Origin of the sequence: Cognataquiflexum rubidum (assembly GCF_022538115.1) — a bacterium.
In the GTDB taxonomy this organism is placed as follows: domain Bacteria; phylum Bacteroidota; class Bacteroidia; order Cytophagales; family Cyclobacteriaceae; genus Cognataquiflexum; species Cognataquiflexum rubidum.
The window spans coordinates 181,512-206,099 of sequence record NZ_JAKZAL010000008.1 but is presented as its reverse complement, the minus strand read 5'-3'; the positions used below and the strand labels follow the sequence as shown (position 1 = coordinate 206,099).

13 protein-coding genes are annotated in these 24,588 nt (G+C 41.2%); 2 read left to right on the top strand and 11 right to left on the bottom strand.

Annotation, left to right across the window (positions count from 1 at the left end; genetic code table 11):
* The 11 genes from MMU05_RS10995 to MMU05_RS10945 form a co-directional block, all read right to left on the bottom strand.
* Nucleotides 1–2,331, bottom strand: coding sequence for a nucleoside/nucleotide kinase family protein (locus MMU05_RS10995; protein WP_241141730.1), 2,331 nt, complete (start codon nucleotides 2,329–2,331; stop codon nucleotides 1–3).
* Between the two features lie 345 nt (nucleotides 2,332–2,676).
* Nucleotides 2,677–3,972: an O-antigen ligase family protein gene (locus tag MMU05_RS10990; protein WP_241141729.1), complete on the bottom strand. Its 1,296-nt coding sequence runs from the start codon at nucleotides 3,970–3,972 to the stop codon at nucleotides 2,677–2,679.
* Complete coding sequence (locus tag MMU05_RS10985; RefSeq protein ID WP_241141728.1) at nucleotides 3,973–5,070, bottom strand: glycosyltransferase family 4 protein; 1,098 nt, start codon at nucleotides 5,068–5,070, stop codon at nucleotides 3,973–3,975. It lies immediately after the preceding gene.
* Nucleotides 5,046–6,272, bottom strand: coding sequence for an MATE family efflux transporter (locus MMU05_RS10980; RefSeq protein ID WP_241141727.1), 1,227 nt, complete (start codon nucleotides 6,270–6,272; stop codon nucleotides 5,046–5,048). Before MMU05_RS10980 ends, MMU05_RS10985 begins: the two co-directional genes overlap by 25 nt.
* Nucleotide 6,273: 1 nt before the next feature.
* Nucleotides 6,274–8,463 carry a GumC family protein gene (locus MMU05_RS10975; protein WP_241141726.1) on the bottom strand — a complete coding sequence of 730 codons (2,190 nt, stop codon included), beginning with the start codon at nucleotides 8,461–8,463 and terminating at the stop codon, nucleotides 6,274–6,276.
* Between the two features lie 12 nt (nucleotides 8,464–8,475).
* On the bottom strand, nucleotides 8,476–9,219 hold the full coding sequence (locus MMU05_RS10970) for a polysaccharide biosynthesis/export family protein (protein ID WP_241141725.1): 744 nt from the start codon (nucleotides 9,217–9,219) through the stop codon (nucleotides 8,476–8,478).
* Nucleotides 9,220–9,221: 2 nt separating this feature from the next.
* Nucleotides 9,222–9,653, bottom strand: a complete 432-nt coding sequence (locus MMU05_RS10965) for a response regulator (protein WP_241141724.1) — start codon at nucleotides 9,651–9,653, stop codon at nucleotides 9,222–9,224.
* A gap of 184 nt (nucleotides 9,654–9,837) precedes the next feature.
* Nucleotides 9,838–14,451: an FG-GAP-like repeat-containing protein gene (locus MMU05_RS10960; protein ID WP_241141723.1), complete on the bottom strand. Its 4,614-nt coding sequence runs from the start codon at nucleotides 14,449–14,451 to the stop codon at nucleotides 9,838–9,840.
* A 134-nt stretch (nucleotides 14,452–14,585) separates the two neighbouring features.
* On the bottom strand, nucleotides 14,586–17,936 hold the full coding sequence (locus tag MMU05_RS10955) for an ATP-binding protein (RefSeq protein WP_241141722.1): 3,351 nt from the start codon (nucleotides 17,934–17,936) through the stop codon (nucleotides 14,586–14,588).
* Nucleotides 17,927–18,472 carry a heme NO-binding domain-containing protein gene (locus MMU05_RS10950; protein ID WP_241141721.1) on the bottom strand — a complete coding sequence of 182 codons (546 nt, stop codon included), beginning with the start codon at nucleotides 18,470–18,472 and terminating at the stop codon, nucleotides 17,927–17,929. Before MMU05_RS10950 ends, MMU05_RS10955 begins: the two co-directional genes overlap by 10 nt.
* A 6-nt stretch (nucleotides 18,473–18,478) precedes the next feature.
* Nucleotides 18,479–19,837: a sigma-54-dependent transcriptional regulator gene (locus MMU05_RS10945; RefSeq protein ID WP_241141720.1), complete on the bottom strand. Its 1,359-nt coding sequence runs from the start codon at nucleotides 19,835–19,837 to the stop codon at nucleotides 18,479–18,481.
* A 559-nt stretch (nucleotides 19,838–20,396) separates the two neighbouring features.
* Between MMU05_RS10945 and MMU05_RS10940 the strand changes: the two genes are divergently transcribed.
* Nucleotides 20,397–21,311, top strand: coding sequence for a hypothetical protein (locus MMU05_RS10940; protein ID WP_241141719.1), 915 nt, complete (start codon nucleotides 20,397–20,399; stop codon nucleotides 21,309–21,311).
* A gap of 467 nt (nucleotides 21,312–21,778) precedes the next feature.
* On the top strand, nucleotides 21,779–24,538 hold the full coding sequence (locus MMU05_RS10935; RefSeq protein WP_241141718.1) for an outer membrane beta-barrel protein: 2,760 nt from the start codon (nucleotides 21,779–21,781) through the stop codon (nucleotides 24,536–24,538).
* Nucleotides 24,539–24,588: the final 50 nt, after the last annotated feature.

Genomic DNA, 24,588 nt, shown 5'->3' with positions numbered 1-24,588 from the left:
TCAAACAAGTTGTATTTGGGCTTTGGAAGTAATGATTGCCATGGTTTCTTGGAGATGCAGGTTTTCGATGGGGAAGTATTTCCCTTTCGCCTTCTTATCCAAATCACTGAAAAGACTCAGGTAATCTTTGGTCAAAGTAGCAATCGCTTCCGCGTCCAATTCTTTTTTGCGTTTGAGGATGGTTTCGGCATCCGCATACAAAAAGAAGTTGAGGTGAGGTTGCAGCAATAGTTTGTACCCTGCCTTTGTCAGCCATTTGGGCAGGCGGATATTGCTGCGCAAACTGTCGTTGATAAAGTCGAAATAGTAGCGGTCATACAGCACCACTTCGCCGCGCATCACATGCTTGACATAGACATAAAACTGCCCAAACAAATAGTCAGTATAATAGTACCCAAAGCGCAGCAGCGAACTGATCCAATTGTTGTTTTGACCCTGACGGGGAAGGGTATTGGCGGCTTTTAGTTCAGCTTTTTCTTTTCCTTGGGTGATGGCGCTTAGGATGGGCAAAATCGATGGACGGTGTCTGATCACCACCACTTTTTTGCGCAGCTTTTTCTCCAGTTCTTTTTTGGTATGCTCGATGATGGTGGACTTTCCAGCCCCGTCTACCCCACTGAAAGTGATAATGATTCCTTTTTGATGGAAAATATTCCTCAACACATCCAAACCATAATTCACTTTACTGATCAATCCTGACATGCCTCTGTTTTCAGGCATTGATGCAACTTGGGCACTTAGTATCGTATGATCAATGTTTGCACTTTCTTCTTTTTCAAAATAATGAAGGTATCGATCAGGAATCGGACTGAAATTAAGGCCATAGAAGTATTTCAGAAAAGTTTGCGTATCGCTTAGGTTCAGAATTTTAACACCATAGTCATTCCTTTCTGACCTGTTGATCACTTCTGAAACCTTCATAAAGGCCAAGGATTTTCTTTTAAGTTGCCGGATGAGGTCCAAGGCAAGCAAGCTTCCATCCTGCAAAACCGCAACCATACTCATCATGTGGGATTGTGGCTGGATGTTGACACGCTTTACCAGAATGTGCTGTTTGAGATATTGAAGCAGGGTTTGGGCAGTGGTCTTTTCTGTCAGCAGGTCAATGTCTGCGTATTCCGACAAACTTTTGGGATGTGTATTGAGAAATTTGATCGCTGCATATTGTTGGTTTTGGACAAAGTCAAAGACATTCCCGATCAGCAGGGAACGATGGCTTTCTGCGGAAGAAAGTGCGTCGCTGATGGCTTCATTCCAGGTATTGAGCAACCAATTGACTTGGGTGTGCCATTTTTCCTGTTGGCTATAAATGCGCAAGTAATAAGAAGTATTGACCAGTAAATACGCTTTGAAGCAGGCATCAAAATCCAGATTGGACCTATTTTCCTCTTTGGTAAGTAACTCAAATGCGGCCACCAGTTTTGGTTTGATGGCTTGGTAAGGAAGATGGTCTACCAAGATTCCCTGTTGCATCACGAAGTGGAAGGCATCAAAACCAAAAGGCATGTTTTCATGAGCCAATTCAAAATCGTACAAGCTAATTTTTTCTTCTTCGACAAAACAGTTCCAAGGGGTAAAATCACCGTGGGCAAAATGGGTGGGAATTGTTTGCCTGCTGAGTGAAATGGCCAAAGTTCTCAGATTTTCTACCAATTGCTTTGGCAATAAGTCGAAGGAGGTTTCTTTCTCTATTTCGAGATTTTGGAGACAGTTTTGGTAGATCTCTGTTTTGCCAAACAGGATGTTTTCCCTGAGTTTGTTTTGTGTGAGCTCTTGTAGCGCTTTAGCATGAAGTGGAGTAAATGAATTGATCCGCTTTCCCCAGCTACCCAAATCAGAAAGTGCCAAGATGCCGTTTCCTAAGCTTTTGCTCGAAGGGATCTCAAGATATTTTCCTCCATTCACCTGTTGAAGATTGGCTTTTTCCTGTTCGATCAACCCAGTGGAATTTTCATTCAGGGCAATTTTTACAAACTTCTGTTTGGCGAAAAGAACCAATTTTCGGTTTGGGCCCGCAGTTCCTGTAAACAATGCGAAATTGCTCTTTAAATAAGGATTCAGAATATGTGTCTCCTCCGCAAGTACAAAAAGGCTGTTTTGCTTAAAAAAAAGATGCTGCAACTTTAAAAAGAAGATGGCCTTTATCAGGATACTGAAGACATTTGACCGCAGGTTAGAAACCGCATAAAACCTCAAAAAATCGGGGTTTGGGTTTTCCGCATTCCAGATCCATCTTGGACTTCCGTCGGGATTATGCAAAACGTAGAGTTTTCTACCTTCTGTCTTTTCTGAAGTTCTGGTAAATCCCAATGCTTGTAGAAATTGATCCATTTTTTAATCTTGTTTTCTGACTTATGCCAAATGCAGTGCCTGAAACATAAATCATTGAAAAACAGGGTTATAAGGCTATTTTAGGGAAAATAAATTTTCCATATTTTGGAAAAATGTAATGTTTTGGAAACCATTTTTGAAAAATTTGATATGGTTACAGGCTAGTCTGCCATTATTAAAAAATAATTAAGCATCCTTTTCGGCCTAAGTATCAATCAGTAACTTATCCGTTACGGAGGATCCAATATCAATCAATAACTTGTCCGCCGCGGCTGATCCAATATCCATTAATATCCAATATCAATTAATATCCAATATCCCAATATCGAATAAAAATAAATTGATTTACTTCAAACATATCCTCCCCATTTTGACCAAATGAAGGCGATGTCTCGGGGTAAGGATTTTTCCGGCTTGGAAAGAGATGTAGAGAATGACCAATTGGTAGAATAGAATCCCGTAATTGGATTCTCCAAAAACACCAAATTCAGTAAAGGAATTGATGATGATGGGTATCAGCAGGCAAAAAAGCATCAGCTTCTTTTCTGCATCTTCCCGTAAAATCCCCCGGGCAGTAAAAATCATCTGAAAAAGCACCAAAGTCATTCCTACCAACCCTAGGTTCATCAGTACCTGCATAAAGGTATTGTGGGTCATTTTGCCGGGGTAGGTATGGGCACTTTGAAAATACTCTTTGTAATCGATCCGCATAAACCCGAATCCAAGCAAAGGTTCTCTTGGCAGGCCTTCATTAATCAAGGCCTGCCAGAAAGGAAGCCTTCCTGTTAAGGTGAGGACTTCCTCCATCCTTTCGGGATCTCCGTCTTTGAGCACCACTTTATAGATGGCAATCGGGGCCACCATCATCATGATCACCATAGCGGCAATGGCGAACTTTTTCTGTTCTGATTGTAAGACATGAAACCCGATGATCAACAAAGCCCCAATCAAGGATGAACGAGAACCTGTCGCAAACAAGCCATAGAACAAGATGAGCAGTTTGACAATCGTCCACCATTTGTTGTAGTTTCTTCGGATATCAAACATCAGCCCTGCAACCCCCACTCCTGCCAGCATGCCCAATTCGTTGGGATTCATCATGTATCCTCCCAGACGTGCCTCCTCGCCTCCATGGGTAAGGCGGTAAAACACATCCGGATTGACCCACATTCCGATGACAAAAACCAAGATCAGCAAAAAGGCACTGTTGCCTAGGAGGTTATAAAGTCTGATGGGATGCTTGGGGAAATATTGATCCAATAAATACAGACTTTTGACAAAGAAAAAGCAGAAAACCAATGTTTGGGAAGTCATAAACCACTGCAAGGCACTGTAGCCGACATTGGTGCTCCACATAAACGAGGCAAAACCCAAAAGCAGGTACAGTCCATAAAAACTGATGGAGAGCACATTGTTAGTTTTTAGATTGTCAGCAGCGCCATATTGAATGATGCTTCGGTACACATACCAAGAAGCGGCCAACATGCCCATCCGCCCAATGACTTTAATGATGCGGGTGATGACCACATTTTCACTCCATGTAAAAAAACAGGCTGTCATCAGGAGCAAGATCAGCAACAACTGCCAATTGATTTTCCTGAGAAAGGCACTATGGTCTTTGGGTATAAATTCCAGTTTCATTTACCGATACAATTCATCAAACTTCTCGACCAAAACAGGCCAAGCAAAAACATTTTCAAGCATTTCTTTGGCACCTTGGATATAAGTATCCATTTGCCCGGATTGATAGGCATTATAGATCACCTCCATACTTTTTTCCAGGGCATTTATACTTTCATTTTCAATGCCTATGCCAGCCTTAAATTCTGAGACATATTCGGCCAAATTGGTAGCATAAGTGACGATGGTAGGTGTACCCAATGCTGCTGCTTCCAAGACAGCTGTTGGAAGGCCCTCATTCCTCGAAGGATGGGCAAAAACGTGCATTTTACCAATCAATGCATCCTTTTCTGTTCCAAATTTTTTGCCCCAAAGCACTACATTTTTGAGTTGTTTTTCGGTGATGAAATTCTCCAGGTAAGCCTGTCCTTCCCCTTCCCCAATAATCCATAATTTGGAATCGGGATATTTTTTATGGAAAATAGCATAGGCCTCCATCAACAAATCCAAGCCTTTGGTATGCGTGTCCAAGCGACCGACAAATCCTATGGTAAAGTCTTTATTTTTTAAAGTTTTGATACTGTCCGTGTTCAAATCAAATCCATAAGGCAACAAAAATGAATGGGCATGTGGGAAAATATGATTCAGACCCTCTACCTCACTTTTGCCGATGGCATGCACTTTATGAACCCTTTGGAGCAGGGATTTTTCGAACAAATGGAAATAGTTTTTCTTCTGAAAGGAACTGCGTTTCATGGCTACTTCATTGTAAGCGCCATGGGGTGTGAGTACATATTTGATGTGGTTTTTAGCCAAAATACCGGACAGGCTGCTAAAGAGCGGTATCCATCCGCCATGCAGGTGAAAAACGGCGTTACGGTTAGATAGAATTGCCTTTTTCAATGCAGCATTTACAGCAAAAGGAAAACTCTCCGCCTTAAACAGCAGCGTCTTGAAATTTCTTTCCGGATAATCATGGACTGGATTTGGCGTGACACCCCAAACCTGAACCTTTTTTCCGGCTTTGGATTGTTCTGTGGCAAGGTGAAAAACCACCTTATTTACCCCATTTAGGCGGTCAGGATTGGCTTTGCCTAAAACGATGTGAATGATTTCCATAATTGAAGATTTCTGTTTAATAAAATGTATACCCAGTACGCTATCAGGAGCAACTGGGAAGCTGCCAATCCTATCAGGACTCCGGACAACCCAAAATTTGAAAGAAGCGCATGGGAAAAAACCAATGCGAATGTCAGGCTAAACAAATAGCCGTAAAAGAAATGCCTGTTGAGTCTCAAGGCGCGGATCAATAATCGTATGGGTTGGCTGATGAAAACCAATACATACAACAAGGTGATTGCCTGCAGGAGGTAGGCATATGAAGCATATTCCTTCCCTCCTACCAATACAAATATTTGTTGGGAGAAGATGAGCGTGACCGCCAACACGGGCAAAAACAACATCCCTGCTTTGCGGCTGGCATTGGTCAGGTAGGCCATACCTTGATGGACATCGGTATTTATGATGGCGGCAGTCTGGGGAAGAATGTAATTTTCAAAAGACTGCAGCAACACATTCAATACACCCATCAGGGATTGGGCAAGTCTCAAGGCACCCAAAGCAGCCGCTCCAAGGTAAATCCCCGAGGCCACCACAAACAGGTTGCTGGACCACCATTGGGTGATGGCCGTGAGAAACAACCACTTACCTTCGATTACATGTAAGCGAAATGATGAAACAAGTACCGCATTTTCAAAGTAAATTGGCTTGATCTGCCAAAAAAGAAGCAGAGAGGACAAAAGGTAAGGTATTGCTACATAGCTGAACAGGGAAGAGAGGTCTTTTTGATGATCCAAATAGAAAATGAAAAGGGCTGCTGACAATCCCAAAGTGGAAATAGCATCCAACAAAAGCGTGGATTTGGGACGGTTTGTGGCCAATAATACCCTCCTGCCAAAGTCATGCAAAAGAAAGCCTGCTGCAAATAACAAAGCTGAAAAAGGGATATTGGCCTGAATGACAAAGGCAATTACAAAAATCAACGCCACAAATATCAAAACGGCCAAAACCTGAAGCCAAAAAGCAAAAGTCAAATATTGCTTCAGGTTTGTAGTTTGTCCTACCAAAACCTGCAAGGGTTGGATCACAAATGCACCAATGCCACTTACTGCAAGGTAAATTCCCAATAAATAGCCCGAGTATTGGCCGAAAGTTTCCATGTCCAACATCCTTGCGATGATGACGGTGCACAGAAAACTCGTGCCGCTAAAAAGCGCCTGATCGAGAAGGACAATGACCTTGGGACTGTTTGCAAATTTCATATTATCCTTTTCTTTTTAGGGTTTTAAGCCCCTTTTGGATGAATTGAATACTTTCCCTGATAAGGCTTGGGTTATACCCTGCTCGGTTGAGTGCAAGGAAGACTTGGGGCAACTTGTATTCTTCTTTGATCAAATCCACTTCTGTTATCAATTTGGCGGGTGTAAGACGAGTATCCAAACACACGATATTCAAACCGGAAGCAGCCATGGTGGCCAATGTGTATGGTTGACCAAAGTCGGTGTTGATAATTATGGTTTGGTCATATTCCGAAGCTTTTTTCTGAAGGAATTCCTGCCAATCTTTTGTAGTTACTGTTTTTAATTGCGACGCAGATACGATTCCTTTAATGGTATTCTTATTGATGATTTCCTCTTGATAGAAATCACTACCTGGTTCAATATCCTGGTTTCTGATCTCCAACAAAAGCACTTTTCTACTTTGTCTCCATGCTGCATTGGCCATTTCCTTGGCGATAAAACTTACTCCATGCTTATGGTCAAAGCCGGTAAAACAACTGATTTGGTTGTTGTTCAGCAGACCTTTTACTTCCCATTGGGCGATGGTTTTTAAGAAAAAGTCTTCCTTTTCATTATCATTTTTAAGTTTGGGAACAGCTGCGGCTATCGGGATCATGCTGTTGGATTCGACCGAAGCCTGGTCGTTGACCCTGCCTTTGAGCATGTGCACCACAAATATCAAAGACATGGCACCAAACATTCCGAGAATGGCGGAGACGGCTTTGATGATGATGCGATTGGGCGAAACAGGCTCTTTGCTTATTGAGGCGGGGGTGATGATCCGGTGAAAGGCTATCTTGGCGGCTTTGGCGATTTCAGCTTCGATTTTCTTTTGGTTGAGGAAATTGTATGACTGTTGGAAAATCTCAAACTCACGGTTCAGGATGGTCATCATTCTTTCTTTTTCAGGAACTTCTATGAAGACTTTCTCTGATTCTGAGATGTCAAAACTCAACTTGTCATATTTGGTCTGGAGATTTTTGCGGGTATTGGTGATGCTTTCGGCGAGATAGGAGGTCAAATCCTGGATTTTGGCATCCACGACGATGACCTTTTCATCCTTTTCGGTGTACTGTAAGAGCAAATCCTTTTTTTCTGCCTGAAGCTGTTTGATGTTCTTGATGATTTCTGTCGAAAGCAGGTCAGTAAAAGCCTCAAAATTCGGGGCCAGTTCTAGAAAATTTTCCTTTCCTGACTGGACATACTTTTCCAAATCCTTAATCGCCTCCAGACTCATCTTCAGGTTGGTTTGTTGGATTTTGAGTTGGGAAATCTGCCGGAGATCGGTTTCTGTTTCCTGCTTGATATTGGTGATGCTGTTAACGTCGCGGTAATTGAGAATCATTTCCTCAGATTCAACCAGTTTTTCGCTGATTTCGGCGATACGTTCGTTCAGGAATTGTACCGTGACATTTGCCGCCCCGTATTTATTTTCGATGTAGTCTTCGATATACGCTTCTGCCAAGGCATTAGGAAACATGGCTGCCTTACCGGGATGGGAAGACTTGAAGCTGATCCTGATGACAGGAATATCCTTGTCCACTGCGATGATATCAATCCCCGCATTGATCTGACTGATTTGTTTTGAAAGACTGTTGACTGTGAACAAATACTCATCCGCGATTTTTAGGTAATTCTTTTCTTTGAGCAATGTTTCATTCAGCTGGATGACCGCCAATGAATTTTCGATCAACACCGTGTCGCCAATATGGCCGCTATACACATTATTCTTTTCATCACGGATGGTCAAATCCTGGTTTTCACTAATGCTTAGGCGGAAGGTGACATCTTTGAGATTTTCATTCCACTGCAAAGGAGTAATGATAACAGGGCTGTCCTGGAACAATTCTGTCTTTCGGATGCTCCCTGACCTGAAAACCTGAACTTCAAAAGGAACTTTTTCCAATGCCTTGGAAATCAGTGCATAAGATTTTAGCAATTCTATTTCTCCGTTTATTTTTTGGGTAGAGGCAAATACATCCAGGTCCTTGAAGAGGTTACTGTTGGGAACACCCTCTGTCAAATCCGCCAAACGCAATTTAGCTGTGCTTTCATACATAGGAGTTACATACTGCAGGTACCTGCTTGCTATCAAAAATGCGAGCACCATTGCTCCGATGATGATAGGCCAGCCACGCAGGTAGGGTTTGACAAAATTCAAAGAATCGTTCATGTTTTTGAGGGATTATAATGCTCCAAAAAGGATGGCTGCGGCTGTTATTGCTGTGGCAAAAGGGATGATGATGGAAACCCTTCTATCAAATTCTTTATTTTTCTTGGAAGGAACGACCACTACATCGCCAGGGTAGAGGTTGATGTTTTTCCTGAGGTAATCTCCATTTTCAGTCAGGTCGATATTGGCGACAAAGACGTCCTCTCCTACCTGTCTCATGACCTTGATGTTTTTGGCATTGGCATAATTTTCCAATCCTTTGCAGCGGGTGATCATTTCCAAAAGGGTATTGCGCTCTTTGTCCACATTGATTACCTGAGGATCTCGAACTTCACCTAAGACCGTGATTTCGCGGTTTAGGATTTTGATGTCCACTACTGGGTTTTTGATCCATTCTCCAAAGCGGATTTCTAAGGCTTGTTTGAGTTGACCGGTAGTCATGTTTTCCACTTTGACCGAACCGATTTTTGGAATTTCGATATTCCCTAGTGCATCTACCATCAGCCATTTGCCATACACTTCATTGGAATTATAAATCCCGTAAGTGGAACCTACACTCAAGTCGTCCTCTCCCCAGATGCTGACGGTGATCTTGTCATCTTTTCTGATATGGTACTCATAATTGCCCTCGGGCAAAAAGATACTGTCTAGATCCGCGACAGCATTCCCAGCCTCTTTGTCCACAAACAGGTTGGTGGTTTTGCAAGAGGACAAGCCCAAAGCAGCAAAAAATACGAGGGTTAAAAACCTTTTCATAGTTAAACGAGGTTCAGGAAGGATTTGAGGACGGATGGCTTTCGGTCTTTCAGCTTTTGTTTGATTACTTCAATCCTTTGGATCACTGCCAGAATATTCACTTCCAGGTTTCCGTCTTTCTGTAGGTAGTCAACCGCCCCATGCTTGAGGGTATCCACAGCGGTTTGAATGTCACTTTGACCGGATACCATCACCACAAAAATATTGGGGTTATATCTTTTGATTTTTCGGAGTGTCTCGTATCCTGAATACACATCCATCTGATGGTCCAAAAATACGATGTAGGGATTTTGATGTATTTCCGCGAGACAGTCCATGCCAGTTTCGAAAAGGGTTACTTCCTCTATGCCATTGTTTTTCAGAAGTTGTTCCATGATTTCCAAATGAAATCTGTCATCGTCTACTACAAATACTTTTTTACTTATTGTTGTCATTTTTTTGTTTTGTTTGTTGAATCACTTTATGCCAATATTATTCCTGAATTATTATAATGTTGATAATCAATGTTTTATATAAAATATGGTAAATGATTTTATTCCAAAAATTGAATATTTTCCAAAATATGGAAATAAAAAGAGCCACCTATCGGTGGCTCTTTTTAAAGTAAAAATTGGGGTTTTATTGTTTAAGCAACTTTCCTGAATAAGTTTTTCCTGATCTATTTGAGGCTCTAATAAAATATAAACCTTTTGGTAAGTAGCCCACTTGAATCTGAAGTGAAGGCACCTGATCTTCTCTCCCACTTTGAAAGATTTTTCCAGTAGCATCCAAAATCTCCCAATAGGAAATCAATTGGGGCTCTGTCAACCGGAAAGGATCTTCCTCTATATTGAACATGACTCGGTCTGTTGCCGGATTGGGATAGATTTTCAGGGATTTGACATCTGTTTCTCCACTGAATTTGATGGTATTGATTACCGTGTTGGTCACAATCGGATCTTCAAAGTCAAAATATATTTTGGCATCGTTGGGCAATTGCGTGCCTTCAGGAATGTTGGTTTTTGGTCTTATGGTATATTTAAAGTAGCCATGAGCACCTATGGAATCCAACATGGCAGGAGGAAGGTCGATGTTTCGGTAAGATACATCAAGCTTGCCTTCAGCAGAAAGCGAATAGGTAAATGGATGGCTGGAAGAAGACAATTCAAAGGTATTGAGATCAAGCCATTCCGGTAATTCGTTTTCTATCCTGACATAGGTGGCTTTGTAAGTTCCCATGTTTTCGAATCTGATGGTGTAGCTAAGCGATTGGTTTTTTCGGATATACCCTTCAGGTCCATCTCCTTTGGGGCTTACTAGGATGTCGTTGGGATCGATGGCCCCGACTACCTCAATCTCTTCTGAGATTTTATTATTTTCCTCATTGATATCTTTTCCACTTGACGCTACATAAGCCTCAAGGAGCAAAAGTTGTCCTGTTTGGGCAGCTAAGCCAATGCTATCGGTTATTTGAATAGACCTTACAGATCCAGGATCCAAAGTACCTAATTCCCAAGTGTATGTTTTGGGTGATGGGGAAGTAAATTCCTTATCTGCACCCGTGAGGTATGCTTCCTCCGGTAGCTTGAGATAGGCCAATACATTTTCGGCTTTTTCAGTACCCAGATTACTTATTTGCATAATGGTTTCATTTGTAAATCCTCTTCGCCAGGCAGTCGTAGCCACTTGGACACTTAAGTCATGGCCGATTTGGACGGCATTTACAGGAAGTTTGATCTCAATGGCTTCAGGCCCACCCAAAACCTGGAACTGGGCAAATTTTGGATTAATCGTCCATTGCGGCTGGTTGAGGGTGGCCTTCAGGCTTTCCTCGTTTGTATAAAATTCAAACTGTCCATTGTCATTGGAAGCCATGTTGATTTTTCCATCATTGAAGTTCAGCCGGATATTTGCGACCAACTTCTCGTCTTCGTCCTGGATTCCATTTTTATTTTGATCATGGTACACTGCGCCGGAGATTTTTTTTCCTCCTTCTTCCAAGACCATGTTGTATTGGTTCATTCCAAATATGAAAACTATTTGCTTGGTTCCACTCGGCCAAATCACCTGGACGCTGTCCACTGTCTCAGTGGCACCTATCCCAAAATGCACATAATGAGTGCTTTGGCTACCAAATCCACTGAGAGGCAGATTTTGGCGGTACTGCCACTGCCCATTTGATTTGATAGCTACCCTAGCGCCTAAAGCTTGCTTGTTGGAATATTCGCCTTGTAATTGAAATCCTATCCATCTGTTTGAATTCTCATTATGGCAGAAAAACCTTGTATTGCCATTAGTATGGGTGGATACGGCCATATCAAGTTGTCCATCTTTGTTATAATCTCCGATAGCTATCCCATAGGAATTTCCCAACTTGCCTGAGATGATTTCCTCGAGTTTTCTTGTAAATCCCCCTTGTCCATTATTGATGTACAAAAAGGATGGTCCATTGTCATTGGTAATGAAGAGATCCAAAGTTCCATCATTATTCACGTCAAACCATGCAGCCCCGTGGCTGTCACCACCTTGCAACGAGACAATACTGTTTTCCAATTTTTCGAACGTACCATTCCCCTTGTTTTGGTACAGGTCATTGTTTTGGCCTGAAGCATTGGTAACGAGAAGATCTATAAAGCCATCATTGTTAAAATCTCCCCATGCTGCCCCGACACTGTTTTTTGCATCTGCCTCGATGGCTTTGTCCTTTACTTTTTCAAACTGGAAGTTGCCTAGGTTTTTGAAAAGGGAATTAGGCCGGTTATTGCCATTAGGAATAAAAATATCCACCAGACCGTCATTGTTGTAGTCAGCTAAGATCGGTGCCATGGACCGCTCGCTTTCTAAAGTAACAGGAGTATTGGTGACTAAAGAGAATTTGTTGTTCCCATTATTGCGGTAAAGCTGATGAAAACGAGTCTGAAAGAAATTGGTCATGATCAGGTCGACGAAACCGTCATTGTCAAAATCAGCAAAGGCTGCACCATGAAAATACTGTGGATCGGGATCTATTCCGGAGTTTTTTAATTCGGAAAAATTACCGTTCCCATTATTGAGAAATAGCTTGCTCTTATGTTGGGTTGCATTGACCAGCAAGACATCATTTCGTCCATCATTGTTGATATCTGCCCAGACTGCGGCTACGGTATTGGTTTTTTCATTCACAAGTGGATGGTTGGTGATTTTGGTGAAGGTACCGTTCCCGTTGTTTCGGTACAGTTCATTGTTAGCAGAAACATCTTTTGTTGCTATAAAAAGGTCTTCATGCCCGTCATTGTTATAGTCTGCCCAAGATGGGTTCCAGCTATTGTTGGCACTGCTCGCTATGGTGGCAATCTGGCAAGCTGAATAAAATAGATTACTGGTATTTGAAGCATTGTTTTGGATACCCTGCGTCAGATAGGACTGTTGGAATTCCCCTTCTACCGTTCCGGAAACTACTGTTTCAACACTTAAGACAGTTTCATTGGTTATGGATGAACCATCATTGTATGTAGACGCCACCAAGAGTGTGGTTTCTACGGAGTAATTGTCATTGCTTGAAATTGAAGTCAAAGGGGAAAATGTAATAGTACTTCCCTCCGAAGTTGATGAAATGACACCTTCTTCCACTATCTGATCGTTTTTTTTCAGGCTACTCTCCAACGGAATCAACCCTGATGCAAACTTTACCTCAATTGTCGCATTTTCCACTACTTGATTACCACCAATTTCAATTGTCGAAATCATTGTTACCTCTTGTCCGGGATTGGCTTCAGTATTACTTAGGCTTCCTGATTGGGTGAAACTTTGAGGAAGAGAAGTTCCAAAATAATTCATCCAATTGTCGTTGAAGTTGGTAGAAAGTATAGCGATTCTTTCTGTGGATTCAATGATTACATATGGTCTGTCCGGGCCTACAGGAGTTCCTGTACCATTGTATACACTTTTCCATTCGTCCATTGTGAAAAATGCATCCGCATACCTTCCTGCCTCTATCTGATATGTTTTGTTCAATACCTGTCCTTTGGTTTTGGCATCCTTGATGGTGACTGAGGTGTTTTTATTTCCTGCAAAAAGATAAAAATGTGAAATACTACCTTGGAATAATTGTTTTGTAAAAGGATTGATGACATTATTTTGCCGGCTTGGAGGAAGCATGTAAGCAAGAAATCTTTTTCCCGAGGAAGTACCAGCCTCGGAAGACAGCATGGTGGACATGTCCGATGTATTGGTAGAACCTGTTTCCATCCAATTGGCTTCCATAACGGATACCCGCTTACCGGGTGAACAGGTCACTCTAAAAACTGTTGGAAATGTGACATTCCCATTTTGCTTACCTACCCAATCTGCAGGCTGTAATTCATTGAGAGTCCAATTATTCATGGTAATCCAGGTTCCGTTTTGGTAGCGGCTGAGGACCACTTCATTGGCATTGTCCCATGAAGCAATCCTTATCTCTTGCTCACCACCGGATTGATAAGGAACGGCAAAGTAAAACAGCTCTCCTGAACCACTGCCATTGGAAGACGGGACATAAGCACCTCCATCTCGGGCATTGCCCCAAAGGGCTCCATATTGGACACTGATGTCCTTATTGGATTCTATCAAATATGTTCCGCCTGATTGCATGATGTCTCTACCATCAGGAGAGTAATGGATGATGTCTTGACCCGGGCTGATTGTTTTTTGAACCACAAGTTGCTTTTCAGCCAAATCAATATTTGTATATCCGGTCTGTGTTGTAGGCGATGAGGAAATTTTGAAAATAGATATGGTGGTATTCTCCTGGTAAGCAAACACATTTAAATCCCGGGGGGAATTGCTTACTTTGGGAGAATACACAAAAAACTTTTGGCCTACCGTTTTTTTATTGACAGAAGGCACAAAATCATGCTGCCAATCACTGTCTGTAGACATAGATGCATAAATTAATTTATCAGAATTGATTATATAGTAATCACCATTACTTGCCAAAGTCCCTCCTGAAGCATAAAGCGCATCATCATTGACTCCGTTGTCTTTGATATACAATATGTAAGACTGACCTGACATCAGCATTCCACTTACACTATCATCACTGTCACCGTCCATATCATCGTCCAAAATGGAAAATAATGTGCTATCACTTACAGCTGTGAGGATGAGGGCCACATTGCGCTGAACAGCCTCATTGTTTGGTGGGACATATATATTGAAATAAGTAGAGGGTTCACTTTGCCCAAGAACCGGGACAGAAAGTGAAATGAATAATAAAAAGAAGTAGAAGTATTTCATGACGTTGGTGTTTCCCTCCGTCGGATCAAATGCCGTTCCTTATCAAAAAAAGTGAATCAAATCATTGATTTTCAGATAGTTTAAAAAAGTGCTCAGTCATTGTATTTTCCATATTTTGGAAAAAAATTCTGTATTTAGGAAAGATCCTCATTTTCTTCCAAGACATCAGCGACGTCGAGAAGCGTGGAGATCAGCTGCTGAACGAGTGAATGGAGTTCCTTTTCAGTACCGTTGGAAAGGTCGTACTTTTCCACTTTCCTCACCGTTTCCTTGAGAGATATGATGCCCATCTGATCGATACTGGGTTTGATTTTGTGGGCTGTTTTGTTCATGGTTTCAATATCTTCATTTACCAGTGCTTTTTGGAGTATTTCACAGTTTTCTCTTGAAATTGAAACAAAGATTTTGATCATTTTTTTCACAAATTCGTCATTGTCCCTGCTAATCAATTTGAGTTGATTCAGGTCATATAGAGGATCTCTTTTTTCAATTTCCAATTTAGACACATCCGACTTACCCTTATTTTCATCATTCAAAGATTGTTGTAAATGAAGGCTTAGCACATGTTCTATTTTTCTAAAAAATTCTTGTTCATCGTAGGGTTTGGTGACAAAATCATTCATTCCTTTGCTTAAATACAAGTCAATATCTTGTTTAAAAGCGTTGGCCGTCAGTGCAATTATCGGTGTATTTATTTTAAGTTTTTCACGAATAAAAACAGTGGCCTCCACGCCGTCCATTACCGGCATTTGAATATCCATCAGAATGAGATCAAAAGAATTGTTACAGAGCATCTCTATAGCCCTCTGCCCGTTTTCAGCCTCAAAGGTTTCAAATCCCAAAAAATCAAGGCTTTGCATGGCAATAAATCTATTCATTTCATTGTCCTCCACCAATAAGGTCTTAAAGCCTTTGAACAAATTGGGCGAAATTTCCCTGCCTTTGACAGTAAGATTTTCACTCAGACCAATAGGCATCTTAAGGATGAAACTGCATGTGGTACCTCTCTCTTTCTCGCTTTGCACCTCCATCTTTCCCCCCATTAATTGAATAAGATCTTTGGATATGGCCATTCCAAGTCCGGTACCTTCATATTTCCTATTTGCAGTGTTTTGTTCTTGGGAAAATTTGTCAAAAATCTTGGATATAAAATCCTGAGACATACCAATGCCTGTATCAGATACTTTGAATTCCAATATTTGTGTATTATCGGTTTCACCGACTAGATTTATGGATAAAGTAATTTGGCCTTTGTCAGTAAATTTTACTGAATTTCCAATCAGGTTGATCAGGACTTGTCTTAGCCGTGTTTCATCTCCTATAAGGGCTGATTTGATGTTAGGGCTTACATTTATTTTAAATTCAAGATTTTTTTCCTTTGCCTGAGAGAACATCATAGAATGCACGTTATACGCAAGCGCACTGGGACTGAACGGCTCCTTCATGATTTCCATATCGCCTGATTCTATTTTTGCGATATCGAGCACATTATTGAGAATGGTCAGCAGGTGTTTGGCCGAACTTTCTGATTGTTTGACATAAAAGTGTTGGTCTGTGTTAAGGTTTCCCTTACTCAATTGACGTATCATACCAATGATGACATTCAAGGGAGTCCGGATTTCATGGCTCATGTTTGCCAAGAACAGTTCCTTTGCTTTTGCAGCAGATTCTGCGAAGTTTTTGGCCTTTGCCAATTCCTGTTCCAGCCTCTTTTGTTCGGTAATGTCCAAATGAATCCCGATACTTCCAATCATTTGACCTTTATCATTGTAATTAGGAGCACCGCTTACAAACCACCAATGGGGTTTTCCATATTTATCCAGAATCTCAATTTCATAACTGTCAGAAATGGATTTTTTTCTTTGGTCATTTTTGTCCTTGACTTTTGGTCTATCTTCTTCCTTCAAAAACAAATCAGCTGCTTTTTTGCCCTTCAGCTCTTCAAGTTTGTATCCTGAAATTTCACAAAAACTCTGGTTGGCAAAGACGATCACATCCTCCAAGTCGACTTCCAATAAACCAAGATTCATATTGGTAATGATGTTCCTATATTTTTCCTCCTGAAGATTGAGTTTATTTTCCCACTTTTGGCGGTTTCGAATATTGATCAGCATTTGGCCAAAAAGAAACAATAACCGCTTTTCTTTTTCGCTGTAGTGGTGGTATTCATTTACAGAATCAAAGCCAACAAAGCCAACCAACTCATTCCCATCCAACATGGGGATTGCTATCAGGCTTTTGATACCCTGAGGCTCGAGTATAGATCTCAGACCTCCTTCTCCATCATCTTCCAATTCTTGGATATCAGGTATATAGAAAGCCTCGTTTTTCTGATGACAATTAACCCATTGAGGGATAAATTCTAAGGGAGTTTCCTTGAGATTCTCTATTTCGGGTTTTATTCCTGTATTACACCACTCATAGGTATTGGTCGTAGTTTCCTTTACAAAATCATAATCAAAAATGTAGGCCCTATCAGCCGAAACAAATAGGCCCATTTTTTCAAGTGAGCGGTTGATGGTGTTTTCTACGTCCTTGGTGTCGAGGTTGATATACGTAGAGGCAATGTCAATAAGAGTCTCTTGAAGCCTCAATTCTTGGGCAAGAGTTTCTTGGGAGAAATGTATGGTAGTGCGATCCATAATTACTCCGTCAATGCGGACAGGATGACTGTTTCCTTCATAAACCAACTTCCCCTTGTTAAGAACATACTTAACTTTTCCGGAAGGAGTGAGAATTCTGTGTTCTACCTCGTAAAACCCATTTTTTTTCAATAAAGAAAAAACTTCATAAATAACTCCAATGTCATCCGGATGAACGACCTTCTTTAATAAATCAGAATCTGTCATCCATTGATCAATCGTCATTTCGTACAATGATTCAACTGATGGTGTAACAAACAACATCTGAAGTTCAGGATAACTTGCCGAGTAGACCACATTAGTCATCTCATTGAAAATGCTTTGCAGCCTGAATTTGGTTTCGGACAACTCTGTATTCGATCTTCTTAATTCGAGTGATTGCTTATTAAATCTTGAGATTAATTCCTTCAACTCTCCTTCGTTGATTTGGGATTGTTTGGCTTGATGCAAGAAGTCAAATGTAGGATCGTGTGCGGCAAAATCTGAAAAGGTGATTTTGAAAGGCTTCAATATTTCTATATCCATCACCATCAAACTGATTAGGAATATTAAAGATGTATCACCTTTATTCGACCTAATATTTCCCCTGAAGACTAGCCCGCTTCCAATGTGTTTTAAAAAAAGTATCTCATTATTCAGACTTTTAAATGCTTCAAAGTTTTTATCTTTTAAGTAGGGTCTTTGGATTTCAAAATTGTTGAAAAAAGAAGTTGATTGAATATCCCCGGTAATTTTTATCAGGCTTTTACCTGAATTAATTACATGACATGATTTGTCAACCACTAATGCAAATGGAAATATTTCCAATAAAAAATTTAGATCGGTTGATCCTCTTACTTCCATTCTACCTTAATTATTTCATGAGTATTTTCGCCTTGGACAGATGTAATATGTGTTGTAAATACCTCTGTAGCAAAAAACTTTCCCAAGCCGGACATAAGTCCATATACAAAGTCAGTCAACCCCTTTCTTTTGGACAAATAATGTAAATGAACTGAATTTTCCTCTACATGTGAAACTTGGAATTCTGGTGGCATTAATTTAGGGTACATCATCATCACCCTATTGTGAAATGCGGGAAGGTTAAGCAGAAAGGACCTGAAATTCTCCCCTCCACTTTCCAATAGGTAGCCATAGTGATTTTTTCCCGTATGAAGTATCCACCATTCACCAAAGGATTTCAATACTTCTGACAAGGGTATATTTAAATTTTCGGCGATGGTTTGTGCCAATACAAAAGTAACCTCATCATCATAACTCTCATTGCTGATAAAGTATTCGATATCAAGGTTGCTCTTTGTCTTAATTTCTTCCCATTTTTCAGCTCCAAAGTTGTGAACTACTAGCTCTTCGATGGATTTGTTTACGATACCGTACATAATTGATTAATTAGATTTGATTTCCCCACTTTTCAACATGTTGTAGATTTTGGATTTGCCAATGTCCAATTTATCGGCCACTAGGACAACATTGTCTTCATACTTTTTTAGAAAATGTGCAATAATTTCCACTTCGAAGGCTTTTAGCGTCTTTTCTTCTGAAGAATAGGCTTTGTTTTCCCCTATTTCATAAAAGGTCAGGTCCTCTGCTTTGATCTCCGCGGTATCTGCCATGACACAGGCGAGATCCATGACAGCCTTGAGTTCCCTGACATTGCCGGGCCATGCATATTTTCTCAATTTGGTTTTGGCGGTATCGCTTAGCTGCAATGCTTTGGTCCTGTTGGTTTTGGCAAATTCTTCTATAAAATGTTTTGCCAAAATGATCACATCGTTGTCTCTATTTCGAAGCGGTGGCAGCTCGATCGGGAGGCCCACTATCCGGAAAAACAAATCTTCCCTAAAACGTCCCTGTTTCACTTCTTCAGCCAGATTTTTATGGGTTGCAGTAATCAGCCGAATATCTACTTTTATGGGTTTATTCCCTCCTACACGCACGATTTCACGCTCTTGGATGACTCTTAGAAGCTTGCTTTGGAGCGAAATGTCAAGTTCTCCGATTTCATCAAGGAAAAGTGTTCCTCCCTGTGCCTCTTCAAACTTTCCGGTTTTGATTCCTGAAGCTCCGGTAAATGCGCCTTTTTCATGTCCAAAGAGTTCACTTTCCGCCAGTTCTTTGGGAATAGCCCCCATATTGATAGCCACAAATGGTTTCTTTTTTCTTTCACTGTTGAAATGTATCGCCTTGGCATAAACTTCTTTTCCCGTACCTGTCTCCCCGGTAAGGGACACATTGATATTGGTGTTTACCGCTTTTTGGAGGAGATTGAAGGTTCTCTTTATAGCATCGCTCTGGCCAATAATGGTGTTTTCGAAGCTGAATTTCTGTCCGAGTTGCTCTTTCAGTACTTCCACTTCCTGACGCAGGTGGATGTTTTCACGGATATGAAGGATCGACTTCCAAAGTTGTTCCTTGGTATGGTCATCTTTGATGATGTAATCCTTGGCGCCTGCTTTGAGGAGTTCCACCGCCACGCTGATTTCCTCTTGGGCGCTGATGACAATCAGTGGAATGTGTTTGTTGCGGGCATGAATTTCCTTGAGAAGCCGATCACCGCCCATATCAGGCAAACCAAAATCCATACAGATCAAATCGGGCTTCTTATATAGGTTGTTCAGCAAATCCTTACCACTGGCAAAAAGCTCCAGGTCATAGTCAGGATTCATGCCCAAATGATGCTGAAGTATTTGCCCATACCAAGGGTCATCTTCAACAATAAATATTTTGAATTGTGAACTACTCATCTTAGGATTTAAACATTTCTCTTACAAATAAATACAATATTCAAAATTATAATTTAAATATCCTTGCATAAGATTTACCGAATTCATGTTTGGTCTTTTTTGATTTAATTTACCATACCCTTCATTTACATTTCATTTTAAATTACAATTCTTCTGGCTTCGTCGGAAAAAAAATCGGTGTTTAATTTACCTATTTCCTTAAAAAGCTGAATTTCTTTTAAATTTTTTAATTCTGTAATTCTTTCCAATATATCACTGAAGGTCAGTATCTTAGTTGGCGAAGTTTAGCCTGGACAGATTTTGGGGCATCGCCCTGAGTGAAGTGAAGGGTCTCACATAAAGTAAATGAGATCCTTCAGTTCCCGAAGAAAACGAGACAGGCAGTACCTCCTTCAGGATGACGGGGAGACCAATGTATTTTCCCTTTCTGAACAATTGAATATGTTAAAGACCCGAAAGGATGCTTGGCGAGAATTTACCCAAAAACTTTAGTCCGGAATCCATTCAGACACACGCATTTTACTTTTCTTTTAAATTTTTAACCCAACAAAAAACAATTATGAACCTATTCCAAAAGAGAATTCAGAATCTTCAAAAAACCCTTGGCACCACAGAAACAGGTGTTTTTGATTTGGTCACTACCAATTCCATATTGAATAGCCTTGGCATCCAAGTGCCCCTAACAGCTGATTTTACGGAAAGAAAAAAATCTGTCCAAAGGTTTTTGGGATTTAAGGGAAATGATGTCGACGGGATTGTCGGTACCAATACCCTTTCACGATTGGAAATGCTTTACAGCCAAACTCTCCCTCCCATTCCTTCGGGTGCGAGTTTGATTGCCTCCAAAAGGTCATTGGATGTCATCGTAGCCTTTGAGGTTTCTTCCAAAGCCATTTATGAAAGGAAGTACAAAAGTCCGATTCTGCCGGGCGAGTACAGTGGCATCACCATCGGGATCGGATACGATTTGGGCTATGTCAACGCTTCCACTTTTTCCTATGATTGGAAGGAATTCCTCCCCCAATCCGATTTCAATATCCTTTTGGGGGTGGTGGGCAAAACGAAGGTCAATGCCAAAAATGCTTTGACCGACATGGTCAAAAACGTCTCCATACCTTGGGACACTGCCATAACAGTTTTTTACACCAAGTCCATGCCGATTTGGGCAAAGAAATCAAGAAAGATATATCCCGGATTAGAAAAACTTCCACCTGATGTCCAAGGGGCCATTGTTTCTTTGGTGTACAACAGGGGCGACAGTTTGGCTATGGAAGACAGGAGGTTGGAGATGCGGAACCTTGTACAACACATTGCATCTGGAAAATTGCCTTCTATTGCAGCAGAAATCAGGAATATGAAAAGACTTTGGTCGGCCCAACAAAGTGCCGGACTTCATAGGAGGAGAGACAGTGAGGCTGCCTTGGTGGAAAATGCCACGTTTGTCATCAAGCCGGAGGATTGTGTTTTTATTTAGGAGTCGATTGTCCACAGTCCACAGTCCACAGACGACAGTCGATACAGTCGAAAGTCCACAGTCCACAGTCCACGGACGACAGTCGATACGGTCGAAAGTTCACTGTTAGCACATAAAAGAAAAAAGCTAGCCTGTCTACAAAGACCGCAGATCCTAGGTAATGGACCATAGACTATAAACTATGGACAACTTACCATCGACTATGGACTATAAACTATCGACAACAAGCTACCTAACCATGGCTTAAATTATCCTTATTCTTTAAATTTCAAGGCCCTTCCTAAGGGGGAATCGGCCTTGAAAATTATTTTTCCCATATAAAGCCTGGGGCGGTTTTTCGGGTAAATCAGCCACTCAGCAAATAATGCCTTCCTTTCAGAACCTCTCCTACATAAGTTTGTTGGAAAGAGGTATCAAGTACCTGTTTTTGTCCACCTGATTTCTATAAGTTTCAAATTACCGTTTTCATGAAGTATTTATTATCAGTTTTTATTTTTGGTTTGATTGCCTTTCAGGGATTTTCTCAGTCATTTAATATCAAAGGCATGGTCACGGTAGAAGGAAAGCAGGAGGCCCTTCCTTTTGTCAATGTGCTTATTTTGTCGCTCAATGACTCCTCCCAAGTGACGGGAACAATTACTGACATTGACGGGAATTTTGCTTTTACAGGGATTAGGCAGGGAGAATATATCCTCAAAGTGCAGTATTTGGGATTCAGGGATTTTTTGAAAACGTTGGAACTGAATGCCAATCTTGACTTGGGAGTGATCTCGGTGAGTGAAGTGGCTACTGACCTCAATGAGGTGGTGATAGAAGCAAGGCGCTCGACAGGAACCCAAAAAGGCGACACTACCCTATTCAATGCGGATGCTTTCAAAACCATGAAGGATGCAAGTGCGCAGACTTTGATAGAAAAATTGCCGGGAGTGAGTTCTGAAGGAGGAATTCTCATGGCACAGGGAGAAAATATCTCACAGATACTCGTTGATGGCAAACCGTTTTTTGGTACGGATGTCAAGACTGCCCTTCAAAACCTACCGGCTGAGGTCATCCAAAGTATTGAGGTATTTGACCAAAAGAGCGAAAAATCCCAATTGAGTGGGTTTGATGATGGGGAAAGGCTCAAAACCATCAATATCATTACCAAAGCAAGCAGGCGAAAAGGGCAATTTGGGAAAACAACAGCCGGATACGGAACCGATGAGAGGTATTTGGTAGGTGCCAGCATCAATTCATTTGATGAAGAAAGAAGGATCACTTTTACAGGATTGGCCAATAATGTGAATATCCTCGATTACTCCAGCGACCCTACTGCACAGGACAACACCAATCCGCAGCAAGGGGTAATTACCACCAATATCCTTGGCCTGAATTATACCGACCTGTGGATGGACAAAATCAAAGTGACAGGAAGTTATGTTTTTACCAAAAGGAAAAATGTGGGTATTGTTGACCGGTTCAGGGATTTTGTGACCACAGATGACTCAGATAAATTTTACAGGGAAAAAAGTACGGATGTCCGCGTCAATAACCAACATCAGGCCAATCTCCGATTGGAATATAACATTGACGAGAAAAACCGGATTCTTTATATCCCTAGGTTTTCGGCCAGGTATGAAACTGAAAATTCAGGATTTATCGGAGAAACTGACAATGGCGTGGACCTGATCAATTCGGTCAGAAACCTCAAAACAGGCTCCTACCAGGATTTTGACCTTTTCAACCGACTGCTTTACAGCCACAAGTTTGACAAACCGGGCAGGACGGTCATCTTCAGGACCAATTTTTCCAAAGGATGGAATGAAGACGAATCCGACCGTAAGGCAGAAAATACTTTCTATGAGGAAAGCGGAAACCGTGAGGAGGTCATAGACCAACGCACCACGCGACAAAGGACAGGCGATTTTTGGCAAAGCCGCATTTCTTACACCGAGCCTTTGGGGCAAAGAGGTCAGATGGAAGTGGAATACCAAATCGGAAACAGGTTCAACGACTCCGACAAACTTACTTTCAATGTTGAAAACGGGGATTTTGAAAATGGCACGCTTTCTTTGGATACGGCATTGAGTAATACTTTTCAAAGTAAATACCTGACCCAGGAATTGGAATTCGGGTATCAGTTTACCTCTGAAAAATATAAATTACAGACTGAATTGGAGTACCAGGATGCCAGGTTAAAAAACGACCAATTCTTTCCCAATCCGGATGTGTTGAACAAGACTTTTCAGAATTTCACCCCTACGGTGAGGATGGAGTACAAATTTTCCACCAATACCAACCTGCAATTGGATTACGATACTTATACCAATGAACCGCAGATCGGCCAGCTTCAGCAAGTGATTGACAACACCAATCCTTTGCAGCTAAGAACCGGTAATCCTGATTTGGACCAGTCTTTTACCAATGAACTCAGGCTGAGGTTTAAGAGCAACAATCCCGACACGGATAAAAACTGGAATATTTTTGCCCAGTCAAGGTTTGTCGACAATTTCATTTCCAACAGTACCCTGATTGCCAGCGAACCTACAGAAATTCAGGACGGGATCATTTTGGAAACCGGGTCGCAGTTGAACAAACCGGTGAACTTAGACGGCTTTAAGGATTTTAGGTCATGGTTTAGCTATGGAATGCCTTTTGGATTTATCAAGTCCAACTTCAATATCAATGCTGGGCTTGGATTTACCCAAAGACCCGGTCAGGTCAATGATCAAATCGGGTTTAACAATTCGAAGAGGTTGAGTACCGGATTTTCCCTAAGCAGCAATATCAGTGATCAGATCGATTTTAACATTTGGTCCAGGTCCTCTTTCAATGAAGTAAACAACACCCTTAACTCCAGCTTGGATGGTAAATTTTTCCAACAAAGGTTTAGGGTCAACTTCAATTGGATCATTTGGGAAGGAATTATTTACCGGCTTGACTTGAACCATCAGATCAATTCCGGATTGTCACAGGGATTTGATACCAATTTTTCCCTGATCAATATGAGTTTGGGCAAAAAAATCTTCAACAATCAACGCGGTGAAATCAGCCTGATGGTTTATGACTTGCTGGGTGAAAATGCCAATGTGAGGAGGAATATCACGGAAACGTTTATTGAAGATATTCAGTCCAATGTGCTTCAGCGTTATGTGATGTTGAGTTTTACCTATAATCTCAGAAGGTTCAGCAAAGGGATGGATGAGAAGGATTATGCCGAGAGGTACAAGGACGAGGAGTCTAATTAACGGGTAGACATTTTTCCATTTTGTTTTATTTACCAAAAAACCAGTTTTGA

Excerpts from the sequence above, each read along its gene's own strand:
- MMU05_RS10935 (WP_241141718.1), top strand. The coding sequence starts at position 21,779 with ATGAAGTATTTATTATCAGTTTTTATTTTTGGTTTGATTGCCTTTCAG.
- MMU05_RS10975 (WP_241141726.1), bottom strand. The coding sequence starts at position 8,463 with ATGAACGATTCTTTGAATTTTGTCAAACCCTACCTGCGTGGCTGGCCT.
- MMU05_RS10965 (WP_241141724.1), bottom strand. The coding sequence starts at position 9,653 with ATGACAACAATAAGTAAAAAAGTATTTGTAGTAGACGATGACAGATTT.
- MMU05_RS10940 (WP_241141719.1), top strand. The coding sequence starts at position 20,397 with ATGAACCTATTCCAAAAGAGAATTCAGAATCTTCAAAAAACCCTTGGC.
- MMU05_RS10970 (WP_241141725.1), bottom strand. The coding sequence starts at position 9,219 with ATGAAAAGGTTTTTAACCCTCGTATTTTTTGCTGCTTTGGGCTTGTCC.
- MMU05_RS10960 (WP_241141723.1), bottom strand. The coding sequence starts at position 14,451 with ATGAAATACTTCTACTTCTTTTTATTATTCATTTCACTTTCTGTCCCG.
- MMU05_RS10980 (WP_241141727.1), bottom strand. The coding sequence starts at position 6,272 with ATGAAATTTGCAAACAGTCCCAAGGTCATTGTCCTTCTCGATCAGGCG.
- MMU05_RS10985 (WP_241141728.1), bottom strand. The coding sequence starts at position 5,070 with ATGGAAATCATTCACATCGTTTTAGGCAAAGCCAATCCTGACCGCCTA.
- MMU05_RS10990 (WP_241141729.1), bottom strand. The coding sequence starts at position 3,972 with ATGAAACTGGAATTTATACCCAAAGACCATAGTGCCTTTCTCAGGAAA.
- MMU05_RS10955 (WP_241141722.1), bottom strand. The coding sequence starts at position 17,936 with ATGGAAGTAAGAGGATCAACCGATCTAAATTTTTTATTGGAAATATTT.
- MMU05_RS10945 (WP_241141720.1), bottom strand. The coding sequence starts at position 19,837 with ATGAGTAGTTCACAATTCAAAATATTTATTGTTGAAGATGACCCTTGG.
- MMU05_RS10950 (WP_241141721.1), bottom strand. The coding sequence starts at position 18,472 with ATGTACGGTATCGTAAACAAATCCATCGAAGAGCTAGTAGTTCACAAC.
- MMU05_RS10995 (WP_241141730.1), bottom strand. The coding sequence starts at position 2,331 with ATGGATCAATTTCTACAAGCATTGGGATTTACCAGAACTTCAGAAAAG.